Genomic DNA, 25,689 nt, shown 5'->3' with positions numbered 1-25,689 from the left:
CGGTGGCACCGACTACACTCGAACACATGTTCGATATCGAGTTCGATCCGGTGGCACCGGGTCGGCTCGTGGATGCGCTGGGCGATAGTGCGCGCGCGGAGGCGCGGTTGATCGCGACTCGGATGGCGGCGGTGGCGGATTTGTTGGCGCAGCGGACCGCTGAACTGAATGTCGAGGGCGTGCACCCGAACTACATGATCCTCACCGGGTTCGCCCGCGCGAGCGCCGAGGTGGGGGCGGCGTTGAACCTGACCTCGGGCGCCGCCAGCCGGCTCGTCGAGCAGGCCGAGGCATTGCGCGACCGGCTGCCCAGACTGGCAGCGCTATTGAGCGACGGCGAGACCGATTGGCGCACTGTCGAAATCGTGATCGCGCGCACCCGGTTCGTGTCGCCGACGGTGATGGAGCAGATCGACGAGGAGCTGGCGCAACGCATCACCGGGTGGCAGTGCTGGTCCGACGGGCGCATCACCACCACCGTGGATGCCAAGGTGCGCACCCTGGACCCAGCCGCGATCTGTGAACGTGAACATGCGACCAAGCGTCGCCGGGTCAAGGTGCGCGCGCGTGGAGATGGCACCGCGAAGATCGACGGCATCGTCACTACTCGTGCCGGGTTGACCTTCGATACCCGCCTTTCGGAGATGGCGGCCCGCGTGTGCTCGAAAGATCCGCGCAGCACCGATCAGCTGCGCTCCGATGCGGTGGAGGCCATGGCCGAATGGCGAGAGCTGTCATGTGAATGTGGCCGCGCCGAGTGTCCGGTCCGTTCGACGGCCGAATCTTCAGAAACCGCCAAGCCGTCAGAGCCGGTCCAGGTGGTGGTCAACGTGATCGCCGAACGTGACACCGTCCTCGGAACCGGCGCGACGGCTGGGTACGTGTGTGGTTTCGGGGTGGTCGACGCCGAGCAGGTTCGGGAGCTCGCTGCCGACGCCACAACGAGGTTGGTGACCGAGCCGGACGTGGATGCTGCGGCCGCGCTGCGTTATCAGCCGACGGTGTCGGTCCAGCGCTGGGTCCGTTGCCGCGACCTGACGTGTCGGTTCCCTGGATGTGAGCACCCGGCCGAGTCCTGCGACATCGATCACACGGTGCCGTTCGATCACCACGATCCGGCCCGCGGCGCGCTGACAGTCCCGTCGAACTTGAAATGCCTCTGCCGTTTCCATCACCGGCTCAAGACTTTTGGCGGGTGGAGCGATGAGCAGTACCCGGACGGCACGGTGGTGTGGACGTCGCCGAGCGGCAGGACATATCGGACCACGCCGGGCGGAGCGGATCTGTTCAACAGCTTCAGCCTCGCGCCGTGCGGCCAACCCAGCCCGCAGCGGCCGCGGACCGTCACTCGCGCAGCGCGTATCGAACAGGTCCGCGCCAAGAACCGGCGACTCCGTCCGGTCAACAAGGCCTACCGCCGCACCGAAGCGGCCCGCCGGCGGGAATTGGAGCGGCGTCGCAACCGCAACCGCATGCGGGCCACCCTGAAATTCTTCAAAGGCGATGAGCCCAGCACCAGTCCGTACTGCACCTGGATCAACGACCCATTCGAACCCGAGGAACTGCGCCCGGACTGGGCACCGCCTCCACCACCGCCGCCGGGCCCGGAGGATCCACCGTTCTGAACTGAACGGCGAACTGTGTCTGCCCTGTGCGGCTCGATGCTGGGGGCGGAGCGTTCCCTAGACGTCGCAGGAGTCGAATGCTACGGTCGTGCCGAATCGTTTCGGCACACGTTGCCCGGTGGGCGATGGAGGTCGGAGACGGTTTGCCAATGGACGTGCGGGCGTCTGCTCGCGTGATGAAAAGTGAGGAAACCATGACTGACGTGACTGCCGGCTCATTCGACGAGACGATGTGGAGCGGGCTCCTGCATGGTGGCCATGGCGGAACCTTCATGGGTGTGCCGAACATCGAACTCGACCGCGATGTGATCAGGGCGTCGGGAACGAAAGCGGTCGTTTACGGATTTCCGTTCGATGCGACGACGATCAGCCGGAGTGGCGCGAACTACGGCCCTCGCGCGATCCGGGAGACTTCGGTGCAGTTCACGAACTTCCAGGCCACCTACGACTTCGACCTGTTCGCGAAGCTCCGGCTCGCCGACGGTGGTGACTGCAAAGTCGCCCTCGGCAACACGGTGAAGACCTTCGAGCGGGTAGAAGCTGATATCGCTGAGATCGTCGCGGGCGGAGCGATTCCAGTGGTCTTCGGCGGTGACCATTCGGTGAGCATTCCGGTCGGCAAAGCTGCGAAGCGACCCGGAACGAGTCCGGGATGGGTGCAGTTCGACACCCACCTCGACGCCGCGCCGCATGTTGGGGGTGAGGAGCTGAATCATTGCTGCACCATTACCCGCGCGGTCGACAACGGCTACGACCCGTCGAAGATCGTGCTCGTCGGCATCAGCGGATGGATGAACCCGAAGACGGAGTTGAAGTACTGCCGGGACCACGGCATCCGGGTGATCTGGCTGGAGGATATCTGGGAGCACGGCGCTGCTTGGGTTGTCGACCAGATTCTCGAACGGGTCGGTGAGGATGGGTTCTACCTGACGTTCGACGTCGATTCGCTCGACGCCGCCTACGCGCCGGGAACCTGTGCTCCGACGCCGGGCGGAATGACCATGCGGGAGGCGCTGGAGATAATTCGGGGCATCTCGCCGGCAGGGTTGATCGGCGTCGACGTCGCGGAAGCACTTCCGGCGCACGACCATTCGACCCGGACTCAGCTGATCGCCGCGCGTGTCGCGCTAGAGGCGCTCGCATTCCACGCGGGGTCACCCCGCACCCCGGTACATGTCGGCTGACTCGCGTAAACGTGTGCGGGTTCGGGCAGATCGGGCCCGAACCCGCACACATGTGGGTGTTCGCGTTGGTTGTTACTAGTATTCGTAGAGCTCAGGGCGGCGCTGGCCGAGCATGTCAAGCGCTCCTTCGCCGCGCAAACCGACCTCTAGATCGACAGTCAGGTCGCCAGTCTCAACAGAGTTGAGCGCGGCACGCACCGAGCCATCCCGGTCGATGATCCGGCTTGATCCGCAGAAGCTGTGCCCCGACTCGTTTCCGACCCGGTTCGCGTATGCCAGCGGCACGCGGTTCTCCAGCACGCGCGAGCTGCTGGCGATGAGATGATCGCGCTCGTAGGGGTGCATGTTGGCCGATCCCGCGACGAGCAGGGCCGCACCGCGGAGGACGAGTGTGCGCGTCACTTCGGGGAACTCGAGCTCGAAGCAATTCAGGACGCCAATCTTGGTGTCGCAGAGGGTGACCGGTTCGAGCACGTCGCCGCTGAGGAATGCCTCGCGTTCGGTCCCGAACAGGTGCGTTTTGCGAATCGAATTCTTGATCGTGCCATCTCGGTCGATGGCGAGGTAGGCATCGAAATAGCCACCTGGACCTCGTTCGACGAATCCGGTCAGCAGGGCTGTGCCTGTGGAGCGACAGCAGTCTGCGAGCCCGGTGATCCGGGGATCGTCAAGTGTCAGCGCGATCTCGTCGAGGCCGGTCGTTTGGTATCCCGAGAGGAAGAGCTCAGGGAAGACGACCAGGTCCGTGCCGTTCCGCGCGGCTATGTCCTCTCTGACACGCGAAATATTGCGTTCGAGGTCTCTTGCCCGGGGAGCCTCCTGGATCACAGTGAGGCGCAAAGTGTTTGGCGGCGTCATAGTACTCCCAGTATGTCTCAGGCGCGGGCGCGGCGGGCAGCGTCCGAACCGTTTCGATCAATAATCAGATCTTCACCAGCAGTTTAACTCGGGTTGCTAAAACGTTTCGGCGACCGTAGTGTGAGCGCCGTTACATGCCTTCACCTGTGAATCAAGGGAGCCCCATGGCCGAGGCGCCGATGGTGATGAAGAGAGAATTCACCACCTTTTCCGCTCTATCAGTCGCGTTCGCGTTCGTCTCACCGATCGTGGCGGTCTACAGCGTTCTGGGGGTCGGACTGGCGACCTCGGGACCTGCGTTCATCTGGGGCGGGCTCATCCTCTTCGCCGGCCAGTTCGTCGTGGTGCTCACGCTGGGTGTGCTCGCTTCGAAGTGGGCGGATTCGGGTGGTATCTACCAGTGGTCCCGTCGGCTCGTGGGATCTCGTTACGGATGGTTTGCGTCGTGGACATACATCTGGACGCTCCTGATCACGCTGCCCGCTGTCGCATACGCCGGGGCCGTGCTGATCCCGCCCATCTTCGGTCTGTCGGGAGTCGACCACGGGATCGTCACGTGGTTGGCGGTCGCCATTCTCGCGTTCAGCACGCTGGTGAATCTTGCTGGGCGAGTGTTCATCAAGGTTCTCATGGTCGCGGTGATCGGCGCCGAGGCGGTGGGCTCCGTCGGAGTTGCGATCTGGCTGCTCACGTTCGAGCGCCATCAGACCCTCGAGTATCTGTCGCCGACCGCACTCCCCGACCACAGTGGGGTACTTTTCTCGGCTCCTTTGGTGATGGCCATCGCATTCTCGAGTTACTTCGCGATCGGCTTCGAGAGCGCGAGCTCGATCGCGGAGGAAGTCAAGCGTCCAAAGCAGGCCGTGCCCCGTGCGATGGTGGTCTCGTTCTTCGCCATCATGAGCATCGTCGTGTTCAGCACGCTCGCATTCACGCTCGCGGTGCCGAGCGAGGACTTCCTGCGAAACCCCGAGAACGCCGCGGATCCGGCCGTCGCCATCATGGCCGGCGCGCTTCCCGAGCCGATGTTTCGCGGCATCCTCGCCCTTTTCGTCATCGCATTCGCCGCAAGCCTCATGACGATTCAGATCACGGTCTCTCGAATCGTCTGGGCAACAGCGCGGAATGGAGAGCTGCCGTTCGCCCGGACCCTGACGAGCCTTTCGGGAGAGACCGGGCTGCCGAGGAAGGCCGTGGTAGTCACCGCGCTCATCGCGGTGTTGCTCTTCATCCCCTTCCAGAGCGACGGCATCCAGATGGCGCTGATCTCCTTCTCCTCGGTGGGCTTCTTCATTTCCTTCCTGTTTCCGATTCTCGGCATGGCCTTCGCGCGCGTTCGCGGCCGGTGGAGTGAGGAGCCGGGCCTCTTCATGGGGCGCGCGGGACGCGTGATCGGGTGGATTGCGCTTGTCTGGCTCGTGTTTCAGATAGTCAATGTCGCCTGGCCGCGGGAGACCGGCGGTGGCTGGGCCAGCGACTGGTCGACGATCATCGGGGCTCTGGCGGTCGGAGTGCTTGGCGTGGTGGTGGAGCACTGGGTGCATCGAAGGAGGCTTCGCGCGGCTTCGACGGGGCAGACGATCGTGATCTTCGAGCGCGACGAGTCTGCTGACGACGAAACGGAGCGCCGGCCCGAGCTTGGCGGACCGGGCGCATCTCAGTCTGCGAGCGTGGATTCCCGAACGGTCAGCGATGCACTCACGAGTTCGCGTCGGCGAGCGGTCTCCCCGTCGAGCGCGGCAACAAGTAGCTCGACAGCGACCTCGCCCAGCCGAACGGGGTGAAGATCGAGCGCGGTGATGGGTTTCTGCAGGCCGTAGTCGAGGTAACGGCTATCCGTGAGACTGACCACTTGAAGATCCTCGGGGACGGACAGCCCCAGCATGTGCGCGCTGCGCTCGGTGGCGAATGCAAGGGTGTCGAGAGTGGCCAGTATCGCGTCGAAACGGCGGTCAGGAGAGGCGAGCGCGGCCCGGATCACCGGTTCGGCCTCATCTACGCGCGGGCCGGGAGAGCGGATGATGATCGGGTCGAGCGACACGGTCGAGCACCAATCGAGATACGCGGAAAGCTCGTCTCGCACATAGGAGGAACTCGTCTCGCTCAGGAACAGCGCTGTGCGTGAACTGCGGACCGCATTCAGATGGGCGAGAGCCGTCGTTGTGCCCGTGGAGAAGTCGTTGTCCACCCAGCTGAACTCGCCAGAGTTCCGGCCTATGGTGGCGCAGGCCAAGCCGGTGTGCGCGACTTGTGCGAGCAGCTCGTCGTCATCGCTCGGGTCGACAACGATGAGGCCGTCGGCCGCGGACAGAAACGACTGTGAGGACAACTGGGAGGGGAGCATGGACAGAAGGAACCCTCGGCGGAAGGCTTCAGCGCTCGCCCCGTTGAGGACTCTGAAGTAGTACTCGATGTCCCATTCGGGCTGCAGATCTGCGGTTGACGACTGTACGGCCATCGGGGAGACGGTCAGCACGAGCGAGCCGGTTCTGCCCGCATTCAGACTCTTGGCGATCCGGTTCGCCGTGTACCCCAGGCGATTCGCGACATCGATCACGTTCTGACGTGTGGCCGCTGCGACCCGTCCTTTTCCATTCAGTGACTCCGACGCCGTGGCGATGGAAACGCCGGCTTCGTTTGCGACGTCCTTGATGGTGATGCGGCGGGGTTTCACGGAACCTCGAACCCGCAATCCGCGCCGGCGAATTGGTCAAGATTGGCCAGGACGGTGTCCACCGTGAGGTCGAGTCCCCGGGGTTGCTTCGCGTGGGGCAGCAACCCCCGCGATTCCTCGACCAGGGCGCCGATTCGCTTCCTCGTATAACGCAGCGTGCGATCCGAACCTGCTTCGTCGGCCAGGATGTCGCGCAGCGACGGGTCTGAGGCCGAACGGCTCTCACCGAGATCGACGAGGCGCCGATAGGCGCTCCACAGCGGCAGCGTCGGAACTCCATTGCGAAGGTCGGCGCCGTGATCCTTGCCAAGGTTCAGAGCGTCGTCCCTGACATCGAGGAGGTCGTCGGTGAGCTGAAATGCGAGGCCGAGCCGTTGGCCCGACTCGCGGAAATGATCTTGGAACGCGTGGTCGCACGAAGCTGCCATGGCGCCGAGCTCGAAGGCGGCTCCGAAGAGGGCGCCGGTCTTCAGCGTCGCGTAGTCCTCGATTTCAGATTGAGCGTCATCGCCCCATCTGAGCGTCGGTTCGAGAAGCTGTCCCTTGCAGAGCTGCCCGAAGGCACAGGCGAGCGAGGCGACGGCACCAGCGCCGAGTGCTGCTGCGGTTTCGAACGAGACGGCGACGAGCAGATCTGCGATGAGAATTGCGGTGGCCTCGTCTGCTGCGCAATGGAGCGCCGGCTGCCCGCGGCGGAATCGAGAGCCGTCGATGATGTCGTCGTGGACGAGCGAAGCAGTGTGCAGCAACTCGAGTGCGACGGCGGCATCCGTGGCGAATCGCGGATCAGGTGTACCGAACGATTGGGCAACTAGGAACAGAGTCCGCGCGCGCAGGTGCTTCCCACCGGAGAGAGCGTCGATGACGATCGATGAATCATCAACTGGGAGCGGGATACTCGCGATGCGCTCCGACACCCGAGCCCTGAGGCCGGCGGCTACGGAGGACACCTGAGAATCGATCGCCTCCGGGGAGAACGGTTCCGCGTCTGGTGCGAGAGTGATCGGAATCGTCACACCGGCCCCTTCTCCTGTGGGTGCGAGAACGCAAACCAGGATACGGGCCGGCCTGCGGGGTGCCAAATCGATTCGGCACCCCGGGTACGGTTCTGAGCCGGTGGGTCAGGCCTTGTGCGCGGTCAGCAGGAACGCCGGGAACTTGATGCGGCCCTTGTCATCGAGCCCGTGCTGCGGCAGCTCGACGGGGGCATCCACAGGCAATCCAGCGGCATTCGCATGGATGAACGCCGGCCGGATGTCGTCGACCTCCCAGTACTTGGACACTGCCGCCCGCAGCTCGTCTTCGGACACCTCGTTGGGCTTGGTCTCCAACTCGGCGGGGAAGGCGCCCTTGGCGAACACCAGCACGACATAGTGCGCACCCGGTGCCGAGGCCCGGTGGATGGATTTCAGGTAGCCGTCGCGACCTTCGACCGGCAGGGAGTGGAACAGGGTCGAGTCGATGACGGTGTTGAACCGGCCGTCGTAACCCGTGAACGAGGTGATGTCGGCTTGGGCGAAGCTCGCCGTCGACAGCCCGCGAACCTGCGCGGCATTATTGGCCGCGGCGATCGCCGTCGGACTCAGATCCAGCCCCACGACGGTGTAGCCGTCCGACGCCAGCGCCAGTGACAATTCGGCATGTCCGCAGCCGGCGTCGAGCACGTCGCTTTCGAACTTCCCGGCCCGGTGCAGCGCGGCAAGCTCGGGCTGTGGCTCACCGATATTCCACGGCGGCTGGCCCTCGAAACCTGCTTCCCCTTTGTATGCGCCATCCCAGTCCAAGACCTGTCCAGAAGTCATGGCTCCAACGTACGCGCCTCAATCCCAGGTATGGACGGGCTCATTACTGTGCATCCGCTGGACATACTCCCGCAACATTTCGGCCAGCGCTTTGGGCCTGGTCAACCCCTGTGATTGCAGTTTCTTCACCGTCGCGACCTGCCAGGTCGATCCGGTCTGCCCGGTCTTGGCGCGACCTTCGATGACCCCCAGATAGCGGTCGCATACTTCCCCTGCCACACCCCAGCGGCGCAGCCCGTCGTGCGCCATCGGGAGCAGCCTGCGCAGCACCAACTCATCGGGCGTCACCTCGCCCAGACCGGGCCAGTACAGCCGGGCGTCCAGACCGTGCTGCGCGCCCTCGACGAAGTTGTGGTGGGCCGCGGCGAAGCTCATCTTGGTCCACAGCGGCCGGTCCTCTTCGGACAGCGTCCGCAGCAGGCCGTAATAGAACGCCGCGTTGGCCAGCATGTCCACCACGGTCGGGCCGGCAGGCAGCACACGGTTCTCCACCCGCAGATGGGGAACACCGTCCACCACGTCGTACACCGGGCGGTTCCACCGGTAGATGGTCCCGTTATGCAGCCGCAGCTCGGCGAGCTGAGGTGCCCGGCCTGCCGCGAGCTCGGCGGCCGGATCCTCGTCAGTCAGCTCGGGCAGCAACGACGGGAAGTACCGCACGTTCTCCTCGAACAGATCGAAGATCGAGGTGATCCAGCGCTCGCCGAACCAGACCCGTGGCCGCACCCCCTGAGCCTTGAGCTCATCGGGACGGGTGTCGGTGGACTGCGTGAACAGCTCGATGCGGGTCTCGGCCCACAGTTGATGGCCGAAGAAGTACGGCGAGTTGGCTCCGACCGCCAGCTGAGGTCCGGCCAGCACCTGGGCGGCGTTCCAGTTCCGGGCGAAATCGGCGGGGGAGACCTGCAGATGCAGCTGCATGCTGGTGCACGCGGATTCCGGCGCGATGGACGCCGACTGCAGGCTGAGCCGTTCGGGCCCGGAGATGTCGATGGGCATGTCCTCGCCGCGGGCGGTGAAGATCGAATCGTTGAGCGCCTGGTAGCGCGTCGACTGGCTCATCCAACCGTCCGACAGATGCTCGGGCATCAGCGTCGGAAGGATGCCCACCATCACGATGTGCGCGCCGTCCTCGCTGGCCTTGAGCTCGGCGGCATTGAGGCTGCGCCGCACCTCGTCCTCCAGCTCCAGCGCGGCCCGGCCGGGCAGTGGTCGTGGCGGGACGTTGAATTCGATGTTGTAGGCGCCCAATTCGGTCTGATAGGCCGGATCGGCTATCGAGGCCAGCACCTCTTGGTTGGTCATCGCGGGCTGGTATTCGTTGTCGACGAGGTTGCACTCGATCTCCATGCCGGTGAGCGGGCGCTCGAACTCGAAACTCGACCGGGCCAGCATGGTTTCGAACACGTCGAGGCACAGCTGCACCTTGCGCCGGTACTCCTGCCGGTGCGCGCGGCTGAACTCGGTGTTCTTGACCTCTTCACCCACACCGCGATGCAACAACGCGAACGGCCGCGCGCGCAGCAGAATGGCCAAATGACCTCACCGGTTGAGGAAGACCAAGGCGGGCTCGAGCAGGTTTCGCACGCCGACCGCATCGCGTCGCTCACCGGAGTGCGCGCGGTGGCCGCGCTGACGGTGATGGGAACCCACGCGGCGTACGGCACCGGCCTGCTCTCCCAGGGGTACCTGGGTTTGATGAGCGCCCGCCTCGAGGTGGGGGTGGCGATCTTCTTCGTGCTCTCCGGGCTGTTGCTGTTCCGGCCCTGGGTGCAGGCGGCTGCCTCGGGTGCCGACGCACCGAGCACTCTGCGCTATGCGCGAAACCGGTTCCGCCGCATCATGCCCGCCTATGTCGTCACGGTCCTCATCGTCTACGGCATCTACGAACTGCGGCCCGTACAGCCGAATCCCGGGCACACGTGGGTGGGCCTGCTCCGCAACCTGACGCTGACCCAGATCTACAGCGACAACTACTTCACGGAGTACCTGCACCAGGGGTTGAGCCAGATGTGGAGCCTGGCGGTGGAGGTCGCGTTCTACGCGGTGCTGCCGCTCATGGCCTACCTGCTGCTGGTGGTGTTGTGTCGCAGGCATTTTCGACCCGCGCTGCTGCTGGCCGGGCTGACTGGCCTGGCCGTGGTCAGCCCGCTGTGGTTGGTACTGCTGCACAACACCGAATGGATGCCGGTCGGCGGCGGGGCCTGGCTGCCGCACTATCTGGTCTGGTTCGTCGGCGGGATGATGCTCGCCGTGCTGAGCACGATGCGCGTGCGCTGCTACGCGATGGCGGCGTTGCCCCTGGCGCTGGCCTGCTATCTGGTGGTCTCGACCCCGATCGCCGGGATCACCACCGCGGTAGCCCTCGATCTGACCGAGGACCTGGCCAAGACGATGTTCTACGCGATCATCGCGGCCCTTGTGGTGGCCCCGCTGGCGCTCGATGGGGACGGCCTCTACGCGCGGCTGATGGGCAGCAGGCCGATGGTGTGGCTGGGCGAGATCTCCTACGAGGTCTTCCTATTGCACGTGGTCGCGATGGATCTGGTGATGGAGTTCGTGCTGGGCTGGCACGTTTACACCGGTTCGGCCACCGTCCTGTTCATCGTGACGTTGGTGGCCACGGTGCCTGCGGCGTGGCTGCTCCATCGGCTGACTCGGCCGCGCGGTTAGTGGCGGGGCCTGCCCCAGCCCGACCGGGTGGGGCCACCGACCCGCCGGGCTGAGCGGGTGCCGTGGCAGCGGTCCGGCCGTAATCCTGTTGTGGCGACAGCAGATCGGCGTAATCGCCGTACTGGGGTGCTTGGGGGGTGGCCTGGGACTGGGCCCGAGACTGGGCCTGGGACTGGGTGTAGCCCCGGGCATAGGCCTGGCCGTAACCGCTGCGCTGCGACGCATCCGGTTGTGCCACCGCGCCCTGCTGGTAGTACTGCTGGACCGCCTGGTTGTAGTAGTCGAGGTAGGCCTCGTACCCACCTGCGGCAGCGGCCGTCGGCTCCGGTGCCAGCCACAGCGCCGCGACCGCCGCCACTGTCTGCAATCCGTTGAGCACCACGATCGTGGTCAGCACCCACCCCGAGGAGGTCAGGACGTTCGACAAGGCATCGAGAAAACCCGCCGCGGCCAGGACGGCGGTGAGCCATGGGATGGCAGCCTGCTTGGGCAGCAGGCCGATTGCGGCCGCCAGGCCGGCCAGTACGGCGAACCTGACGTGCCAGTCGTTGCCTCCGCCGTGGGCCGCCGGCCCGAAACTCACGCAGTAGCCGGCCAGACCCAGCACCACCACCGCGATCGACAGGTTGCGGCTCGGTGAATTGACCACGATCACTCCTTCACATCAGTCGATGCTGTTCGCGGATGCTCTCAGGTAACGCATCTCGTCATCGGTGGCGACCATCGTGACCACCGCCGAGCCGGCCTGAGTGCTCACCTTGACCGTGTCGTGTTCCAGCGAGATCAGGTCGAGGACCACGTCGGCCTGATCGGACGGCCGGGTATTCGGCGGAGCGAGCACCATGGTCGTCACCCCGATCCGAACCGATTGCTCCGGTACACCGTCGAACATCTCGACGGTGTAGTTGCGCTCCGCACCGGCCTGGATGGCGCGCCGGTTGAAGTCGGCTACCCACAGCAGGTCATGGCGTCCGACGACCTCGACCATGTCGCGCCAGAACGCCGGACGCCGGCTGTGCACCAGCACCCGGGCACCCAGGGCCAGCGAGCGCAGCACCACCTGCTGGGCGAGATGCAGGGTGCCCACGATGTCGACCCGGCTGATCTGCGGCCCGAACACCGGCAGCGCCACCGCGCGGCCCTCCTGGTCGGCGCCGATCACCTGACCGCAACCCGACGCGGGCAGGGCCAGATCACTCAGTGCGTCGCCGCGAAGGCCGGACGCCCAGTGCTCGATGTGGCGGGCCCCGGGGACGTCCGGGATCGGAAGGGTCGCCGCGAGCGCGGAAAACTGCTGACCGTGCAGCGGGATGAGCCCGCGCAACTCGGTGGGGACGCGCACGTCGCTGTCGAAGCGGACGAGTCCACGGACCTGGACCAGATCCTCCTCGGTGCCGTGATCGGGGGCCTCGCGCAGCGACAGGCACACCGTCGTGGAGTAGCTGGGTACGGTCCACAACAGCCCGAGTCCGGCAGTGGTCAGCATGTTCGGTTGCACGGCGAAGCTGGACAGCCGGAAGTGGCCCTCCCGGCAGTCCTCCCACGTCTCCTCGACGGTGCCGAGGTTGACCCCGTCGCTGAGCTGGTTGGTGGCCGCCGCGATGCCGCTGGCCGACAGGAACTGGGGCTGCAGGCCCGCCTCGGCCAGGCGGTTGGCGACGCGCCGGGTCGCGGTGGTGGCGGCGCGCAGGATGCCGTCGCGGTCGCCGCCACGGCGCCGGACCGCCTCCGCACAGCGCGACGGGTTGAACCGCACGGCAATCCACACGGTGCGCTGGGCGATCGCGGGCAGTGGCCCCAGCACGGCGTCGTAGACCGCGGCGACGTCGGTGTGACCGGCCGAGCGGGAGCCCTGGCTGATGATGTCGATGGATTCGAGCGTGATGTCGAACTGGCGCAGGCAGTCCAGCAGGGCCTGCACGGGAACCATCTCGCCGGAAACGGTGACGCCCGGCTCCAAAACGGTCAAAGCCCTGGGGTTTTCGTCGATCTTGAGCAATGACAGCAAAGTCGAACCGTTCCAACGGAATCCGATCTGCAGTCCGTCGGGTGTCGGAACGTCGAACGGCTCGGTCGGCAGGGAAGCCGGCGCGGACTTGCCTGTGCGTCGTCGTCGATTGCGCAGAAACCTCCCGCGCAGCGCCAGCGCCCGCGGTGCCGTCGTGCCCTTGACGACCGGAGCAACCAGCAGCAACGCCAGCACCAGACCCACGGCCGCACCCTGCCAGCCGGGCCGGTCCAGTAGCTGCGCGCCGACGATGCCGACGACGACGACAATTTGCAGGACGATCAGGTCGACCAATGGGAAGAGCCGCTGCGGGCCGGTATCGCCGGCGGTGACGAGCTTTGCTGCGAAAGTCAATGGACGCATCGCTTTTCGGATAGGCGCTCGGACTTCATCTCGAGGTGGTGCGGACGTGCTAAACACTACGCATGCCAGCGCAAGTTACCACTCGCGCACAGGTGAACGGCTACCGTTTCCTGATCCGCCGCCTTGAGCACGCGCTCATCCGGGGCGATTCGCGGATGATCCACGATCCGATGCGCGGCCAGATGCGGGCCCTGATCGTGGGGGCGGTGATCGCCGTCCTGATCACGGGCGCCTCGGCTGTCATGGCGTTCTTCAAGCCCGCACCCAACATCGGCGACGCGCAGATCGTGCTGAGCAAGTCCAGCGGTGCGCCGTTCGTCCGGATCGGGGACCAGATCCATCCTGTGCTGAATCTGGCCTCGGCCCGGCTGATCGTCGGCAAGAACGACAGCCCCAAGCAGGTCGACGACAAGTTCCTCGACGTCGTACCGCGCGGACCCATGGTCGGCATCGTCGGCGCACCGGCGAGTATCAACCGCGGTGATGACTTGGCGTTGTCGTCGTGGACCGTCTGCGACAACCTGCTGATGCCGGCCGTCACCGAAACCACCGGCACGCCCAGCCTGCAGACCACGGTGCTGGCCAACGATCCGGTGCTCGACGGCGGTATCCGCCCGGTCGATTCCGCCGAGGCTGTCCTCACCGAGACCGGCGGGACGACGTACCTGGTTTACCGGGGCGTACGCGCCCCGATCGATGTGTCAGATCCGGTTCTGGTCAACGGACTTCACCTGCAGGGTGCGGCCACCCGGCCGATGTCGTTGGCCCTGCTCAACACCTTCCCGTTGGTCGACCCGATCACTCCGGTGCAGATCCAGGGGTCGGGGGAGCCCGGTCCGTTGGGGCCGGACCACCCGGTCGGCGCCATCGTCAAATCCGTCGACTCCCGTGGTGAACAGCTCTACGTCGTGTTGCGCGAAGGTCTGCAACCCGTCTCGCAGGCCACCGCCGACATCATCCGCTACAGCGCGTCCGGCGAGGTGGCCACCGGACAGATCGCCGACATCGCGCCCGCGACGCTGGCCGAGGTGCCCACCGTGCACCGGTTGGCGATCGACCACTACCCACTGGTGTCACCCCGGATCGTGCCGCCGAATCCGGACCGGGTGGTGTGTATGGGCTGGCAGCGGTCCAACACCGACGCCGGTGCGAATGTGAGGCTGCTGGTCGGTCACCGGCTGCCCACCGCCGAGGGCGCGCAGATGGTTCGGCTGGCCAGTGCCGACGGCAGCGGGCCCGGGGCGGACTCGGTGTACCTGACCCCGGGTGCCGGTGAATATGTGCAGGCCACCGGCAGCGATCCGGACAGCCGCTCGACGGGACAGCTGTTCTACGTCTCGGATACCGGAGTGCGGTACCACATCAAGGATTTGCCGACCGCCGAGGTGCTCGGGGTCAGCGGCGTCAAGATTCCCGACGGGCCGGCCAACGCGCCGCAGTGGGCGCCGTGGCCGGTGTTGTCGTTGTTGCCGGCCGGGCCGGAGCTGTCCCAGGAGGCGGCCCTGGTCGCCCATGACGGCATGGCCGCCGACCCGGACAGCAGCAAGGTGTCGACGGGCTAGCGGCGAGCCGCTGATCCAGCGCTAGAGGCTCATCTCGCGGAAGAACGCGTAGACGCGGATGATCCAGAAGCACAGCGGGAAAAGCGATCCCACGGCGATGTATTCGAGTATCTCGACCTGACGCCGCATCACCGGGGAGAACTCGCGCAGCGGTGCGACCAGCCCGCACGCCAGGATCAGCACCATCAGGGCAAGCAGTACGACCACGGCGCGGGCCTGCCAGCCCTCGACGTTCACCGCGGTCTTGAGGATCACGGCGACGGCGATGGTCAGCCCGCTGCCGATCAGTGTCGCGGATTGCACCAGATCATGGTGGCCACGACCGCGCAGGCACAGCACGGTCGCCACCATGATGGCGAAAACGGTGCCCTGCCAGTAGAACCCGTTGCTGACGTCCACCGCCAGATAGCAGCCGACCAACGCCGCGAGAGCGGCCGCGACGAGAATGCCGGTCAGGTGCTGATTGGCCCGCCGGACGCGGCTGATCAGATCTTCCTCGGTCGGGATGATCTGTTTGCCGATGGCATTGACGCCTTCGACAGTTGTGCCGCCCTGGGTCTCGATGTCATCGAGCGGTTCGCCTGCCGTCGGCACCCGGGGGATCGGCAGTTTCGAGAGTCCGATCGTCACCCGCGGAGCGAGGTAGACGACGATAACGGCCGCGGTCGCGAGCAAAGCCCCCACCGTTCGGATGGGCGGCTGCCACAGCAACATTGCCGTGGAACTGACGCCACCGAAAGTGCACGCCGCGATGATCGCGGTGTACACGGCGGATCCGCTTCCCGAGACCAGGAGCACGAGCAGTGCGCCGAACGCGGTCAGGGCGAACGACATCGGCAGGGAGGTGGCGCCGGATCCGTCGGGCACCAAATACAGCGAGCCGGCGAAGACCAGCGGCATCGACACCGCGGCGATCCAGGCCGACGTGCCGGTGGCGGGCGGCCGGTGCGCCACCAGGCAGGCCAGCAGCACCCCCATCGCGCCGAGGGCCAGCACCGCCGCGGACACCGCGGGTTGGGCGGCCCAATGTGCCAGCACGCCCGCCAGCGTGACGGCGGCGGCCGCGGTGACACCGAAGCCGGCCAACACGTTGGCGTTGTCCGTGAACCAGCTCCGCACGGTGCCGGCCCCGGCCTCTGGGCTTTGGGTGTCGTCGACGTCGTCGAACAGCAACGGGCTGACCGGCTGGCCCGCCGCGCAGATCATCAACAGGTCGCCGTCGTAGACCCCTGCTTCGCCGAGCGACAGGTGCGGGGCGATCGGTTCGCCGCCGAGCGGGGCCAATGTCCACTGCCCGTCAGCAGCGGCGAACTCGACGATCGCGTCATTCGCGGTGATCTGTTCATTCGCGATATCGATGACATCGGGGATGTATTGGGCGATGCTGACGTGTGCAGGCAGCCCGACGTCGATGTTCAGTTCGCCGACCACCAGGGTCAGTCGGCTCAGTTCCGGTTCGGCTTCGAGGTCTGGCTCAAGTAGGGTCACAATCCAGTCGGCCTCCTGCGCAATGGGATTGCTCGACACGAACAATACCCAGCATCCGGCTCCAGCAGCTTCCGGGGAGGGAAGGTTGAGTACGCAGGGGTTCGTCCGCCGCCTTCGGGTGGCACCGCCGCGGATGCCCGGCGGCGAGGTCAACCTGGCGCCACCGCCCGAGGTGCCGCGGGCAATCCCGGGCAACCTGATGATGCGGCTGATGCCGTTCGTGATGCTGGTCGCGGTGATCGGCATGATCGCGCTGATGATCACGGTCGGTGGCCGCGACATGGCCAGAAGCCCGATGTTCCTGCTCTTCCCGATGATGATGATCATGTCGATGGTCGGCATGTTCATGGGCGGCGGGAACCGCAATGGCAAAGCCGCCGCCGAGCTCAACGAGGAACGCAAGGACTACTTCAGTTATCTCGCCAATCTTCGCGAGGAAGCCGACACCACCGGAGCCGAACAACGCACCGCGCTGGAATGGAGCCATCCCGATCCGCGGGCGCTGGCCGATGTGGTCGGTACCCGGCGCATGTGGGAGCGGCGGCCCAGCGATGCGGATTACTGCCACATCCGGGTCGGTATCGGGACCCACCGGCTGGCGACGCGGTTGATGGCTCCCGAGACCGGTCCGCCCGAGGACCTGGAACCGGTGTCGACGGTGGCGCTGCGCCGGTTCGTCAAGACCCATTCGGTGGTGCATGCGCTGCCGACCGCGGTGTCGCTGCGCGCGTTCCCCACCATCACCTTCGAAGGCGAGCGCAAGCTCGCGCAGCAGCTCGTGCGGTCGATGGTGTTGGAACTGTGCACCTTTCACGGGCCCGACCACGTGCAGGTGGCGATCGTCACCGCCAACCCGGACGGTGAGAACTGGAGCTGGGTCAAATGGCTGCCGCATGCGCAGCACGCGGTGACCCGCGACGGCATGGGTTCGATGCGGTTGCTGTTCCCCACGCTCGAGCTGATGGAGACGGCACTGTCTTCGGAGTTGGCGGAACGCGGCCGGTTCACGCGTAACTCGCAGCCGACGCAGGGGCTCAAGCAGCTGGTCGTCGTGCTGGACGACGGTTTCGTCACCGGCGACGAGCAGTTGATCACCGATGCCGGGCTGGACAGCGTGACGCTGCTCGACCTGAACGGCCTGCGGGCCGGGGCGTCTGCGCGGCGCAGCCTCCAACTGGTCGTCGAGGGTGACGACGTGGCCGCGCGGACCGCCGTCGGTGTCGAACGGTTCGCCACCCCGGACACCATCACCATTCCCGAGGCCGAGACCACGGCACGGCGGATCGGTCGCTACCGGCCGGCGAACGCCGCGCACATCGTCAGCCTGGAGGCCGATTCGAGGGCCGTCGACCCAGGCCTGATGGCACTGCTGAAGATTCCCGACGCCGCAGGCATCGTGCCAGAACAGATCTGGCGGCAGCGGTCTCCGCGGGAGCGGCTGCGGGTGCCGATCGGTATCACCCCCAACGGGCAGCCCATCGAACTCGACATCAAGGAGGCCGCCGAGGGCGGCATGGGCCCGCACGGGCTGTGCATCGGTGCCACCGGGTCGGGCAAGTCGGAATTCCTGCGCACGCTGGTGCTGTCGATGATCACGTCGCACTCACCCGAGCAGCTCAACCTGGTGCTTGTTGACTTCAAGGGCGGCGCGACGTTCCTCGGTCTGGACGGGATCGCCCACATCGCGGCGATCATCACCAACCTCGAAGACGAGCTGACCATGGTGGACCGCATGCGGGACGCACTGGCCGGTGAGATGAACCGCCGCCAGGAGCTGCTGCGCGCCGCCGGAAATTTCCCCAACGTCACCGAATACGAGCGGGCCCGCGCGGCGGGCACCGACCTCGAACCGCTTCCCGCACTGTTCATCGTGGTCGACGAATTCTCCGAACTGCTGTCCCAGAAGCCTGATTTCGCCGAGCTGTTCGTGATGATCGGCCGGCTGGGACGCTCGCTGCACATGCACCTGCTGCTGGCCTCGCAGCGTCTGGAGGAGGGCAAGCTGCGCGGCCTGGACTCGCACCTGTCCTACCGGATCGGCCTCAAGACGTTCTCGGCAGGCGAGTCGCGCAGCGTGCTCGGTGTGCCCGACGCCTACCACCTGCCCAGCGTTCCCGGGTCGGCATTCCTGAAATGCGATGCCTCCGAACCGATCCGGTTCAACGCGTGCTACGTCTCGGGGGAATACGTCAAGCCACGGATATCGGCCCGCACCGGTCGGGTGGCCCAGTTGGGCGCGCTGGCGCCCAAGCTGTTCACCGCCACACCGGTCAAGAAGGACGTGGTGCCCGACCGCGGCCCGGCGCCTTCGGCGCTGCCGCCGGTCGAGGCGGATTCCGCTCCGGTTGGTCCCACCAAGACCACGCTGCTCGACATGGTGGTCAGCCGGCTGCGCGGCCACGGCAGGCCCGCCCACGAGGTGTGGCTGCCGCCGCTCGACGACAGTCCCGCGGTGAACGAGCTTCTGCCCGAATCGGATTGGTCGGCACCACAGAATCTCAACGGCCGCCTGTGGATGCCGATGGGTGTGGTGGACCGGCCTTACGATCAGCGTCGCGATGTGCTCATGGTCGACCTGTCCGGCGCCCAGGGCAACGTGGCCGTGGTCGGTGGGCCGCAGTCGGGCAAGTCCACTACGCTGCGCACCCTGATCATGGCCGCGGCCGCTACCCACACCCCTGAGCAGTTGCAGTTCTACTGCCTGGACTTCGGCGGCGGCACCCTGACCAGCCTGGCCAAGCTGCCGCACGTCGGCGGGGTGGCGGGCCGGATGGACGCCGACGCCATCCGGCGCACAGTGGCCGAGGTGGCCGGGGTGCTACGGAGCCGCGAGCAGCTGTTCCGTGAACTCGGCATCGAATCCATGCGCGACTTCCGCCAGCGCAAGGCCAAAGGCGAGGTGAGCCAGGACAAATTCGGCGACGTGGTGCTGGTCGTCGACGGCTGGGCATCGATCAAGAGCGACTTCGAGCAGCTCGACCCGGTGATCCAGTCGCTGGCCATCCAGGGCCTGTCCTACGGCGTTCACGTGGCGATCACCGCATCGCGGTGGATGGAGATCCGGCCGGCGGTCAAGGACATGCTCGGCACTCGTGTCGAGCTGCGCCTCGGTGACCCGATCGACAGCGAGGTGGCACGCCGCTCTGCCGAACTGGTCCCGATCGGGCGGCCCGGTCGTGGCATCAACTCCGAGCGCCTGCACATCCTGATCGCATTGCCGCGGCTGGACTCCAGTTCCGGGGTCGAGGATCTGCCGGCCGGGGTGGCAGGCGCCGTCGAGGCGGTGCGCGCCCACTACCAGGATCGGGAGGCGCCGAAGGTGCGGATGCTGCCGCACGACGTGAACCGCGACGACGTCGTCCGCGTCGCCCGCGATGCCGGCCAACTCAGCAAGGCCCGGATCGCGATCGGCATCAACGAAGAAGAGCTCGCGCCCGTCATCCTGGATTTCGATTCGCAACCACACCTGGTGGCCTTCGCCGACACCGAATGCGGAAAAACCGGTCTGCTGCGCAACATCGCCGCGGGCGTGATGGAGAACGCCACTCCGCTGGAAGCCAAGATCATCCTGGTCGACTTCCGTCGCTCGATGCTGGGTGTCGTGCCCGACGAATACCTCGGCGGGTACGCCACGGCCCCGCAGTCGTGCACGGATCTGATGACGGCACTGGCCGGTGCCCTGAAAGATCGCCTGCCGCCCAACGACATCACCCAGCAACAACTCAAGGAACGGTCCTGGTGGTCGGGCCCGGACCTGTTCGTGATGATCGACGACTACGACCTGATCCCCGGTGGTTCGCTGAGCCATCCGCTCGGACCGCTGGTCGAATACCTGCCGCAGGCCCGCGACATCGGGCTGCGCGTCGTGGTCACCCGCCGCAGCGGGGGGGCCGGGCGGGCGATGATGGACCCGATCGTCGGACGTCTGAAAGACCTGTCCTGCAACGGCTTGGTGATGAGCGGAAGCAGAGACGAGGGCGGGCTGTTCGGCGGATACAAGGCCAGCGCCATGCCTCCAGGCCGCGGCATGCTGGTCTCGCGGACCACTCGTAGCGGCGTGGTCCAACTGTCCCGGATGCCCGACCTGTGACCGGCGTCGAGGAGCTTCGCGCCGTGCACGTGGTGTCCGCGGCACCCGAGGCGATGCGGGTGTCCGTGGTCGGCGGGCGCACCCAACTCGATGTCGCGCTGCCGGCCGACGTCCCGGTGGCCGCGTTCCTTCCGGAGCTGGCCCGGTTGATCAAGTCCCGGGACGACGAGCGCAGTGACGACATGGCCGATCGCGACGAGCGACGGACGTTCTGGGTGCTCAGCCGCGCGGGCCGGGCCGGCGCCGGTGTGCTGGAACCCGACCGGACCCTGCGCGATGCCGGGGTGAAAAACGGTGAGCTGTTGCGCCTCTCGGCTCGTCAGGCGTTGTCGCCGCCCACGTTGTACGACGACGTGGTGGACGCGGCGGCCCGGCTGAACCGCGCGTCCTATGCGGCGTGGAGTGCCACCGCGGCGCGGATGATGGCCTTCGCCGGGTTGTGGCTGTGCGCGGCCGTGTGGGTCGTTCTCCTGCTCGCCCCCGGGCTGTCGGCGCACCGGCCGATGATTCTGGTCTCCGCGGGCCTGATGACGGTGGTGCTGGTCGGCGCCGCCGCACTCGTGCGCCGAGTGCTCGGCAGGGCCGACATCGCCGCAGCGGTCGGCCCGCCGGTGATCGCCGTGGGCGCCGCCGCCGGCTGGGTGCTCGCGGCCCCGCACGGTGCGGTCGGCCTGGCGGTCGGGTGCGCAGTGTTGTTGGTGCTCACGGGGATATGTCACCGCGTGATCGGTGCCGGCCACTGGACCTATGTCGCCGCGGCGGTGCTGTTGGGCTTCGGCGCTGCGGCGTTCGCGGCCAGGACGCTGGGCGTGCCGGTCACGGTGGTGGCTGCGGTCACCGCCGTGGTGGCGGTGTTCGGGTGTCTGGCGGTGCCGGTGCTTACGGCACGCCTGGACCAGTACCCGGTGCCCTCCGCAGGCGAATCGCGCGGGGACGATCCCTTCACCGCGTCCGCCGCCGCGGCCGCGGCCGAACCCGGTACGCCGATGCCGAGCGCGGAACAGGTGTGGGACCGGGTGCAGTCAGCGGTGCTGACCCGCTCCGGCGTGCTGGCGGGGGCGGCAACTACCGCGTTGATCAGCGCCACCGCGTTGATGCGGGTCGATACGGGTTGGGCGGCATTCGCTTTCGCCCTCGTCTGTGCTGCGGTCCCGGCATTGCGCAGCCGCCGGGCGACGACCTGGCCGGAACGCGCCGCGCTCGCCGTGCCTGCCGTGACGCTGGTGCTGGTGGCCTGTGTACAAGCCCAGACCGGGGCCTGGCCGTTGCAACTTGCCGGGGTCGTCGTACTCGCGGTGCTGGTGGTGGGCGGGGTCGCCGCCTCGTACCTTCATCGGATCCGGACCATCGCGGTGTATCTCGAGTATCTGGCCGTGGCCGCGGTGATCCCGCTCGCGTTGTGGCCGCTCGGACTCTACGAACGGCTGGGCGGCTGATGATCGCCCGGCGGTACTCGGCGGTGGCGACCGTCGTCCTGACGGTGGCGCTGGCCGGCTTCGGCGTGCCGCCTGCCGGTGCGGTGACGCCGCCCGTCGTCGAACCCGGTCCGCCGCCGATCGGCCCCGTCGCACCGACGCAGCCGACCGAGCAGAAGTCGATCTGCGGCGTCCCCACCGGCGTGCTGCCCGGTACCGACTTCACCAAGCAGACCAGTGCCGAGGCCATGCTCGAATACCGCAAGGCCTGGCGCTTTTCGCGCGGCGCGGGGCAGAAGGTGGCGGTGATCGACACCGGCGTCAATCGTCATCCGCGACTGTCCGCGCTCGAGCCGGGCGGCGACTACGTGTCGAACAGCGACGGGTTGGTCGACTGCGACGCACACGGCACCCTGGTCGCCGGGATCATCGGTGCGTCCCCGGCCGACGGTGACAGCTTCGCCGGTGTGGCCCCCGAGGCCTCGATCCTGTCGATCCGGCAGAACAGCGGCGCCTTCGGCGTCGCGGGCACGAGCAGCAGCCAGAACGACGATCCCAACGCGACATCGATCGGTTACGGCAATACGCGTACTTTGGCGCTCGCGATAGCTCGGGCGGTGGACCTCGGTGCCACGGTGATCAACCTGTCGGAGGTGGCCTGCGCGCCTGTTTCGGCCGGAATGGACGACCGGGAACTCGGTCTCGCGGTGCGCTACGCCTACGAACGCAATGTCGTGGTGGTGGCTGCGGCGGGCAACTTCAACTCCCAGAGCATGTGTAAGGCACAGAACAACATGAACGATCCGAACCAGCCGCTGCACACCGGCTGGGAAAGCGTCAGCACCATCGCCAGCCCGGCCTGGTTCTCCGACTACGTGCTGACCGTCGGTGCCGTGACCACATCGGCCACCCCGGCCGACTTCAGCCTGCACGGGCCATGGGTGGCGGTGGCCGCCCCGGGCGAGCGGGTCACCTCGTTGGACGCCGGCGGTCCCGGTCTGAGCAACGCACAACTAGGCCAGCAGGGGCTGGCCCCGCTGAACGGCACCAGCTTCGCGGCGCCGTTCGTCTCGGGTGTGGTGGCGCTGATCCGGTCGCGTTACCCGGGCCTTACCGCAGGTGAGGTCAAGGATCTGGTCGAACGGACGGCCCGCACCCCGGGGAATGGACCCAACCAGGCCACGGGTTATGGAGTCGTGGACCCAGTCGCGGCATTGACCTACCAGCTCCCGCCGGGGGCCGACGGCCGCGATGTCACTGCCGCTTCACCGATCAGCGGGCCGCCGCAACCCGACCCGGGTAATGTGCGGGCGCGCAGGATCGTCTTCACCGTCACCGCGGCGTGTGTTGCGTTGATGGTGGCGGCGGTGGCGGTGGCTGCTGCCCGGCGGCGGACCAGGTGAGTTAGGGGAAAGATGCCGGACGAGAATCGGCCGATCGGCGAGCCCACATCGCTCGACGACTTGGCGCCTGGCGAATTGGACGCGGTGGAGGCCCGGGCGGCTGCGTTGCTGGAACAGATTGCGGCGCAACGGTCGGCCCGGCAGGCCCATACCGCCACGTCACCTGCCGACGACACGACCGACGCCTTTGTGGTGTCTCCTCCTCCTGCGGCGCCTGCGCCGGCTCCTGCCCGCAGGCTTGCCCCGCCGCCGTGGCAGATGCACAGCTCGATCGGGTCGCGCGAGTTCGCCGAACGATTCGACGTCGACGAGCCCGCTCGCGAGCCTGAACCGGAACCGGAGCAGGACCCGCCGACCGGTTTGATCCCGATTCCGCCGTTGCCTGAGACGGCAAGGCGTGCCCTGCCGCCGGAGGCGGCTAGACCATCGCTGCCGCCGGAGGCGGCGCCACCGCCACCACCACTACCGCCGTTGCCGCCGCCTCCGCCGCCGTTGCCGCCGCCGGGGTTCATGCCCCCGTTGCCGCCGCTCCTGCCGCCGCCGGGCGCGGCTGCGCCACCGCAGTACTCGCCGGTGCCGCCTTCACTCGACGACGCCGGAATCATCAACCGCGCCCGCAACGCACCTCACTCCGGATGGCGCCGGGCTGTGCATCTGGCGAGTGCGGGTCACGTCAATCCCGGTGAATCACGCAGGGAGCGTGAGCGGGAGGACCTGCTGGCCCAGATCCGTCAGCCGATCGCAGGCGACTTCCGGATCGCGGTGCTGTCGATCAAGGGCGGTGTCGGCAAGACCACGACAACGCTGGGGTTGGGCTCGGCGCTGTCGATGATGAGGCAGGACCGGGTGATCGCGGTCGACGCCAACCCGGATCGCGGGACGCTGGCCGAACGGGTTCGGGATGCGTCGAGCCAGTCCACCGTGCGGGACCTGCTGTCGGATCCCGACATCGAGCGCTACGCCGATGTCCGCAGCCACACCCGCATGGCGGGCAGCCGACTGGAAGTCCTGGCCAGCGAGCAGGAACCAGCGGTTTCGGAAGTGTTCGGCGAATCGGACTACCGCCGCACCGTCAGCATCCTGCGTCGCTACTACAACATCATCCTCACCGATTGCGGCACCGGCATCATGCATTCCGCGATGGCGGGCGTGCTCGATCTGGCGCACGCGATCGTGCTGGTCAGCTCACCCGCGATCGATGCGGCCCGCAGCGCATCGGCGACGCTGGACTGGCTGATGCAGCACGGTCACTCCGCGCTGGTCCGCGAAGCGCACGTGGTGCTCAGTGCCTCGCGGCCAGGATCGGCGAAACTCAAACTGGACAAGGTCTACGAGCACTTCCAAGCCCGATGCCGTTCGGTGCACATGATCCCGTTCGATCCGCATCTGGCGGAGGGTGCCGACGTCGACTTCGACCTGCTGGATCCGGCCACGCTCCAGGCGTATCTGGAATTGGCTGCGGCCGTTGCGGAGAAGTTTCCCAGGCTGCGCGCCGCACCCCAGTACGGGTGACGGCCTCGCCCCCACGGTGGGGGGGCAAAGAACGCGCCCATCAGTCAAGGGTGTGAGAGCTATCGGTGAGGGACGCGGACTGCCGAGTAAACCTCGGTTATCTACGCGCGGGTGGCAAATTGTGGCGTGAGTGGCATTGCGACGATGGCAATTTCGCAGACGTAATTGTTCGTGCACTCAAATACGGTCGGCCGTAATCGAATTCGGCAAAGAACGTGGCGGCGGGTTTGGGAATCTGGAACACTGATCGGAATGAGTAACGATGCCCTCCGGCATCAGATGACCGAGGTGCTTGCCTTGGTCCAAGAGCAGATGGCCGATATTGCGGCGGTGCAGCGCGAGCAGGCGCAGCTCACCGCCAGCGCCCAGGCAGCCGATGGCCTGGTCGAGGTGACCGTCGACGCCCGGGGTCATGTCGTCGAAACCGTGATCGACGAGACCTATCTCGATGAGTACGAGCTCGAAGAACTCGGTGGTCACGTGACAGAGGCCGCGCAGTCCGCCGCGCAACTCGTGGCGCAGCGGTCGGCTGCCCTGATGATGCCGATCGAGGAACGGCGGCGGATGATGCCGTCGCTGTCCGACGTCGTCGACAGTGCGCCCGATCTGCGCGATCTGACCAGAGCTGTATACGGCAACGATGACGCGGTCGTCCGAGCGGGCGAGCCAGAGGACGACGACCGGGACGAATCCGCCTTCCCCACCGTGAGGAGCTGAATCGATGGCTGACGAACTCGGTGTCGGACCTTCTGACCTGCGGGCCACCTCGAAGGACCTCAATGACGTCAGCGTCAGGATGAAGAACGTGCTGTCGTCCCTGCAATCCAATCTGGCGGCCGAAGGTGCCGCATGGGGTGACGACAAGATGGGTGACGGGTTCGCGAAAGGCGGCGGAGGGTATCTGGCGCAAAAGGATTGGGTCGACGGGTCCGTGGCGGTCAAGACCGACCTGCTCGATTACTACTCGGACGGCTTGAAGGGCTCCGCGGACTCCTTCGAACAGCAAGACCAGCCGTAGCGGTCACCACACCG

17 protein-coding genes and 2 pseudogenes are annotated in these 25,689 nt (G+C 66.7%); 11 read left to right on the top strand and 8 right to left on the bottom strand.

What is annotated here, in order from left to right; all coding sequences use genetic code 11:
* Positions 1-26: 26 nt before the first annotated feature.
* Both EH231_RS20875 and speB read left to right on the top strand, forming a co-directional pair.
* Positions 27-1,625, top strand: a complete 1,599-nt coding sequence (locus EH231_RS20875) for an HNH endonuclease signature motif containing protein (protein WP_124713231.1) — start codon at positions 27-29, stop codon at positions 1,623-1,625.
* A 194-nt stretch (positions 1,626-1,819) separates the two neighbouring features.
* Positions 1,820-2,809: an agmatinase gene (gene speB / locus EH231_RS20870; protein WP_124713230.1), complete on the top strand. Its 990-nt coding sequence runs from the start codon at positions 1,820-1,822 to the stop codon at positions 2,807-2,809.
* A gap of 75 nt (positions 2,810-2,884) precedes the next feature.
* On the opposite strand, the gene EH231_RS20865 is transcribed toward speB, so the two are convergent.
* Positions 2,885-3,667 carry a nitrilase-related carbon-nitrogen hydrolase gene (locus EH231_RS20865; protein WP_124713229.1) on the bottom strand — a complete coding sequence of 261 codons (783 nt, stop codon included), beginning with the start codon at positions 3,665-3,667 and terminating at the stop codon, positions 2,885-2,887.
* Between the two features lie 134 nt (positions 3,668-3,801).
* Here EH231_RS20865 and EH231_RS34395 point away from each other — a divergent pair.
* Positions 3,802-5,211, top strand: a pseudogene (locus tag EH231_RS34395) (APC family permease); the annotation flags it as partial.
* 113 nt (positions 5,212-5,324) lie between these two features.
* Here the strand turns inward: EH231_RS34395 and EH231_RS20855 are convergent.
* The 4 genes from EH231_RS20855 to EH231_RS20840 form a co-directional block, all read right to left on the bottom strand.
* Positions 5,325-6,341: a LacI family DNA-binding transcriptional regulator gene (locus EH231_RS20855; RefSeq protein WP_124713227.1), complete on the bottom strand. Its 1,017-nt coding sequence runs from the start codon at positions 6,339-6,341 to the stop codon at positions 5,325-5,327.
* The gene (locus EH231_RS20850; protein WP_164480969.1) at positions 6,338-7,357 is read right to left on the bottom strand and encodes a polyprenyl synthetase family protein; all 1,020 of its coding nucleotides are present in this window, start codon (positions 7,355-7,357) and stop codon (positions 6,338-6,340) included. Before EH231_RS20850 ends, EH231_RS20855 begins: the two co-directional genes overlap by 4 nt.
* A 105-nt stretch (positions 7,358-7,462) precedes the next feature.
* Positions 7,463-8,143 (bottom strand): class I SAM-dependent methyltransferase, encoded by a 681-nt coding sequence (locus EH231_RS20845; protein ID WP_124713226.1) that lies wholly within the window; start codon positions 8,141-8,143, stop codon positions 7,463-7,465.
* Positions 8,144-8,161: 18 nt separating this feature from the next.
* Positions 8,162-9,631, bottom strand: coding sequence for a glutamate-cysteine ligase family protein (locus tag EH231_RS20840; RefSeq protein ID WP_090430820.1), 1,470 nt, complete (start codon positions 9,629-9,631; stop codon positions 8,162-8,164).
* 48 nt (positions 9,632-9,679) lie between these two features.
* Here EH231_RS20840 and EH231_RS20835 point away from each other — a divergent pair, with 48 nt between their 5' ends.
* Complete coding sequence (locus tag EH231_RS20835) at positions 9,680-10,816, top strand: acyltransferase family protein (RefSeq protein ID WP_124713225.1); 1,137 nt, start codon at positions 9,680-9,682, stop codon at positions 10,814-10,816.
* Here the strand turns inward: EH231_RS20835 and EH231_RS20830 are convergent.
* Positions 10,746-11,465 carry a DUF5336 domain-containing protein gene (locus tag EH231_RS20830; protein ID WP_124713224.1) on the bottom strand — a complete coding sequence of 240 codons (720 nt, stop codon included), beginning with the start codon at positions 11,463-11,465 and terminating at the stop codon, positions 10,746-10,748. The two genes, EH231_RS20835 and EH231_RS20830, sit on opposite strands and share 71 nt — an antisense overlap.
* A gap of 15 nt (positions 11,466-11,480) precedes the next feature.
* Positions 11,481-13,187 carry a type VII secretion protein EccE gene (gene eccE / locus EH231_RS20825; RefSeq protein ID WP_124713223.1) on the bottom strand — a complete coding sequence of 569 codons (1,707 nt, stop codon included), beginning with the start codon at positions 13,185-13,187 and terminating at the stop codon, positions 11,481-11,483.
* A 62-nt stretch (positions 13,188-13,249) separates the two neighbouring features.
* On the opposite strand from eccE, the gene eccB reads away from it, so the two are divergent.
* Positions 13,250-14,749: a type VII secretion protein EccB gene (gene eccB, locus EH231_RS20820; protein WP_090430195.1), complete on the top strand. Its 1,500-nt coding sequence runs from the start codon at positions 13,250-13,252 to the stop codon at positions 14,747-14,749.
* Between the two features lie 21 nt (positions 14,750-14,770).
* Here eccB and eccD (EH231_RS20815) read toward each other — a convergent pair whose 3' ends face one another.
* Complete coding sequence (gene eccD / locus EH231_RS20815; protein WP_241177782.1) at positions 14,771-16,237, bottom strand: type VII secretion integral membrane protein EccD; 1,467 nt, start codon at positions 16,235-16,237, stop codon at positions 14,771-14,773.
* 85 nt (positions 16,238-16,322) lie between these two features.
* On the opposite strand from eccD (EH231_RS20815), the gene eccCa reads away from it, so the two are divergent.
* The 6 genes and pseudogenes from eccCa (at position 16,323) to EH231_RS20785 (ending at position 25,675) form a co-directional block, all read left to right on the top strand.
* On the top strand, positions 16,323-20,327 hold the full coding sequence (eccCa, locus tag EH231_RS20810) for a type VII secretion protein EccCa (protein WP_164480968.1): 4,005 nt from the start codon (positions 16,323-16,325) through the stop codon (positions 20,325-20,327).
* Positions 20,324-21,763, top strand: coding sequence for a type VII secretion integral membrane protein EccD (eccD, locus tag EH231_RS20805; RefSeq protein ID WP_124713222.1), 1,440 nt, complete (start codon positions 20,324-20,326; stop codon positions 21,761-21,763). Before eccCa ends, eccD (EH231_RS20805) begins: the two co-directional genes overlap by 4 nt.
* Positions 21,763-23,145: a type VII secretion-associated serine protease mycosin gene (mycP, locus tag EH231_RS20800; protein ID WP_090430203.1), complete on the top strand. Its 1,383-nt coding sequence runs from the start codon at positions 21,763-21,765 to the stop codon at positions 23,143-23,145. Before eccD (EH231_RS20805) ends, mycP begins: the two co-directional genes overlap by 1 nt.
* Before the next feature lie 81 nt (positions 23,146-23,226).
* Positions 23,227-24,657: pseudogene (locus tag EH231_RS34390) on the top strand (MinD/ParA family ATP-binding protein); the annotation flags it as partial.
* 252 nt (positions 24,658-24,909) lie between these two features.
* On the top strand, positions 24,910-25,374 hold the full coding sequence (locus tag EH231_RS20790) for a YbaB/EbfC family nucleoid-associated protein (RefSeq protein WP_090430206.1): 465 nt from the start codon (positions 24,910-24,912) through the stop codon (positions 25,372-25,374).
* A gap of 4 nt (positions 25,375-25,378) precedes the next feature.
* Positions 25,379-25,675, top strand: a complete 297-nt coding sequence (locus tag EH231_RS20785) for a WXG100 family type VII secretion target (protein WP_090430208.1) — start codon at positions 25,379-25,381, stop codon at positions 25,673-25,675.
* Positions 25,676-25,689: the final 14 nt, after the last annotated feature.

The sequence above is a fragment of the Mycolicibacterium nivoides genome (assembly GCF_003855255.1).
In the GTDB taxonomy this organism is placed as follows: domain Bacteria; phylum Actinomycetota; class Actinomycetes; order Mycobacteriales; family Mycobacteriaceae; genus Mycobacterium; species Mycobacterium nivoides.
The sequence above is the reverse complement of the archived record's forward strand: the minus strand, read 5'-3'. Positions and strand labels throughout refer to the sequence as shown.

What these genes read in the sequence shown, in the direction of transcription:
- eccB (WP_090430195.1), top strand. Translation starts at nt 13,250, where the DNA reads ATGCCAGCGCAAGTTACCACTCGCGCACAGGTGAACGGCTACCGTTTC.
- mycP (WP_090430203.1), top strand. Translation starts at nt 21,763, where the DNA reads ATGATCGCCCGGCGGTACTCGGCGGTGGCGACCGTCGTCCTGACGGTG.
- EH231_RS20785 (WP_090430208.1), top strand. Translation starts at nt 25,379, where the DNA reads ATGGCTGACGAACTCGGTGTCGGACCTTCTGACCTGCGGGCCACCTCG.
- EH231_RS20875 (WP_124713231.1), top strand. Translation starts at nt 27, where the DNA reads ATGTTCGATATCGAGTTCGATCCGGTGGCACCGGGTCGGCTCGTGGAT.
- EH231_RS20865 (WP_124713229.1), bottom strand. Translation starts at nt 3,667, where the DNA reads ATGACGCCGCCAAACACTTTGCGCCTCACTGTGATCCAGGAGGCTCCC.
- eccE (WP_124713223.1), bottom strand. Translation starts at nt 13,187, where the DNA reads ATGCGTCCATTGACTTTCGCAGCAAAGCTCGTCACCGCCGGCGATACC.
- speB (WP_124713230.1), top strand. Translation starts at nt 1,820, where the DNA reads ATGACTGACGTGACTGCCGGCTCATTCGACGAGACGATGTGGAGCGGG.
- EH231_RS20790 (WP_090430206.1), top strand. Translation starts at nt 24,910, where the DNA reads ATGAGTAACGATGCCCTCCGGCATCAGATGACCGAGGTGCTTGCCTTG.
- EH231_RS20835 (WP_124713225.1), top strand. Translation starts at nt 9,680, where the DNA reads ATGACCTCACCGGTTGAGGAAGACCAAGGCGGGCTCGAGCAGGTTTCG.
- EH231_RS20845 (WP_124713226.1), bottom strand. Translation starts at nt 8,143, where the DNA reads ATGACTTCTGGACAGGTCTTGGACTGGGATGGCGCATACAAAGGGGAA.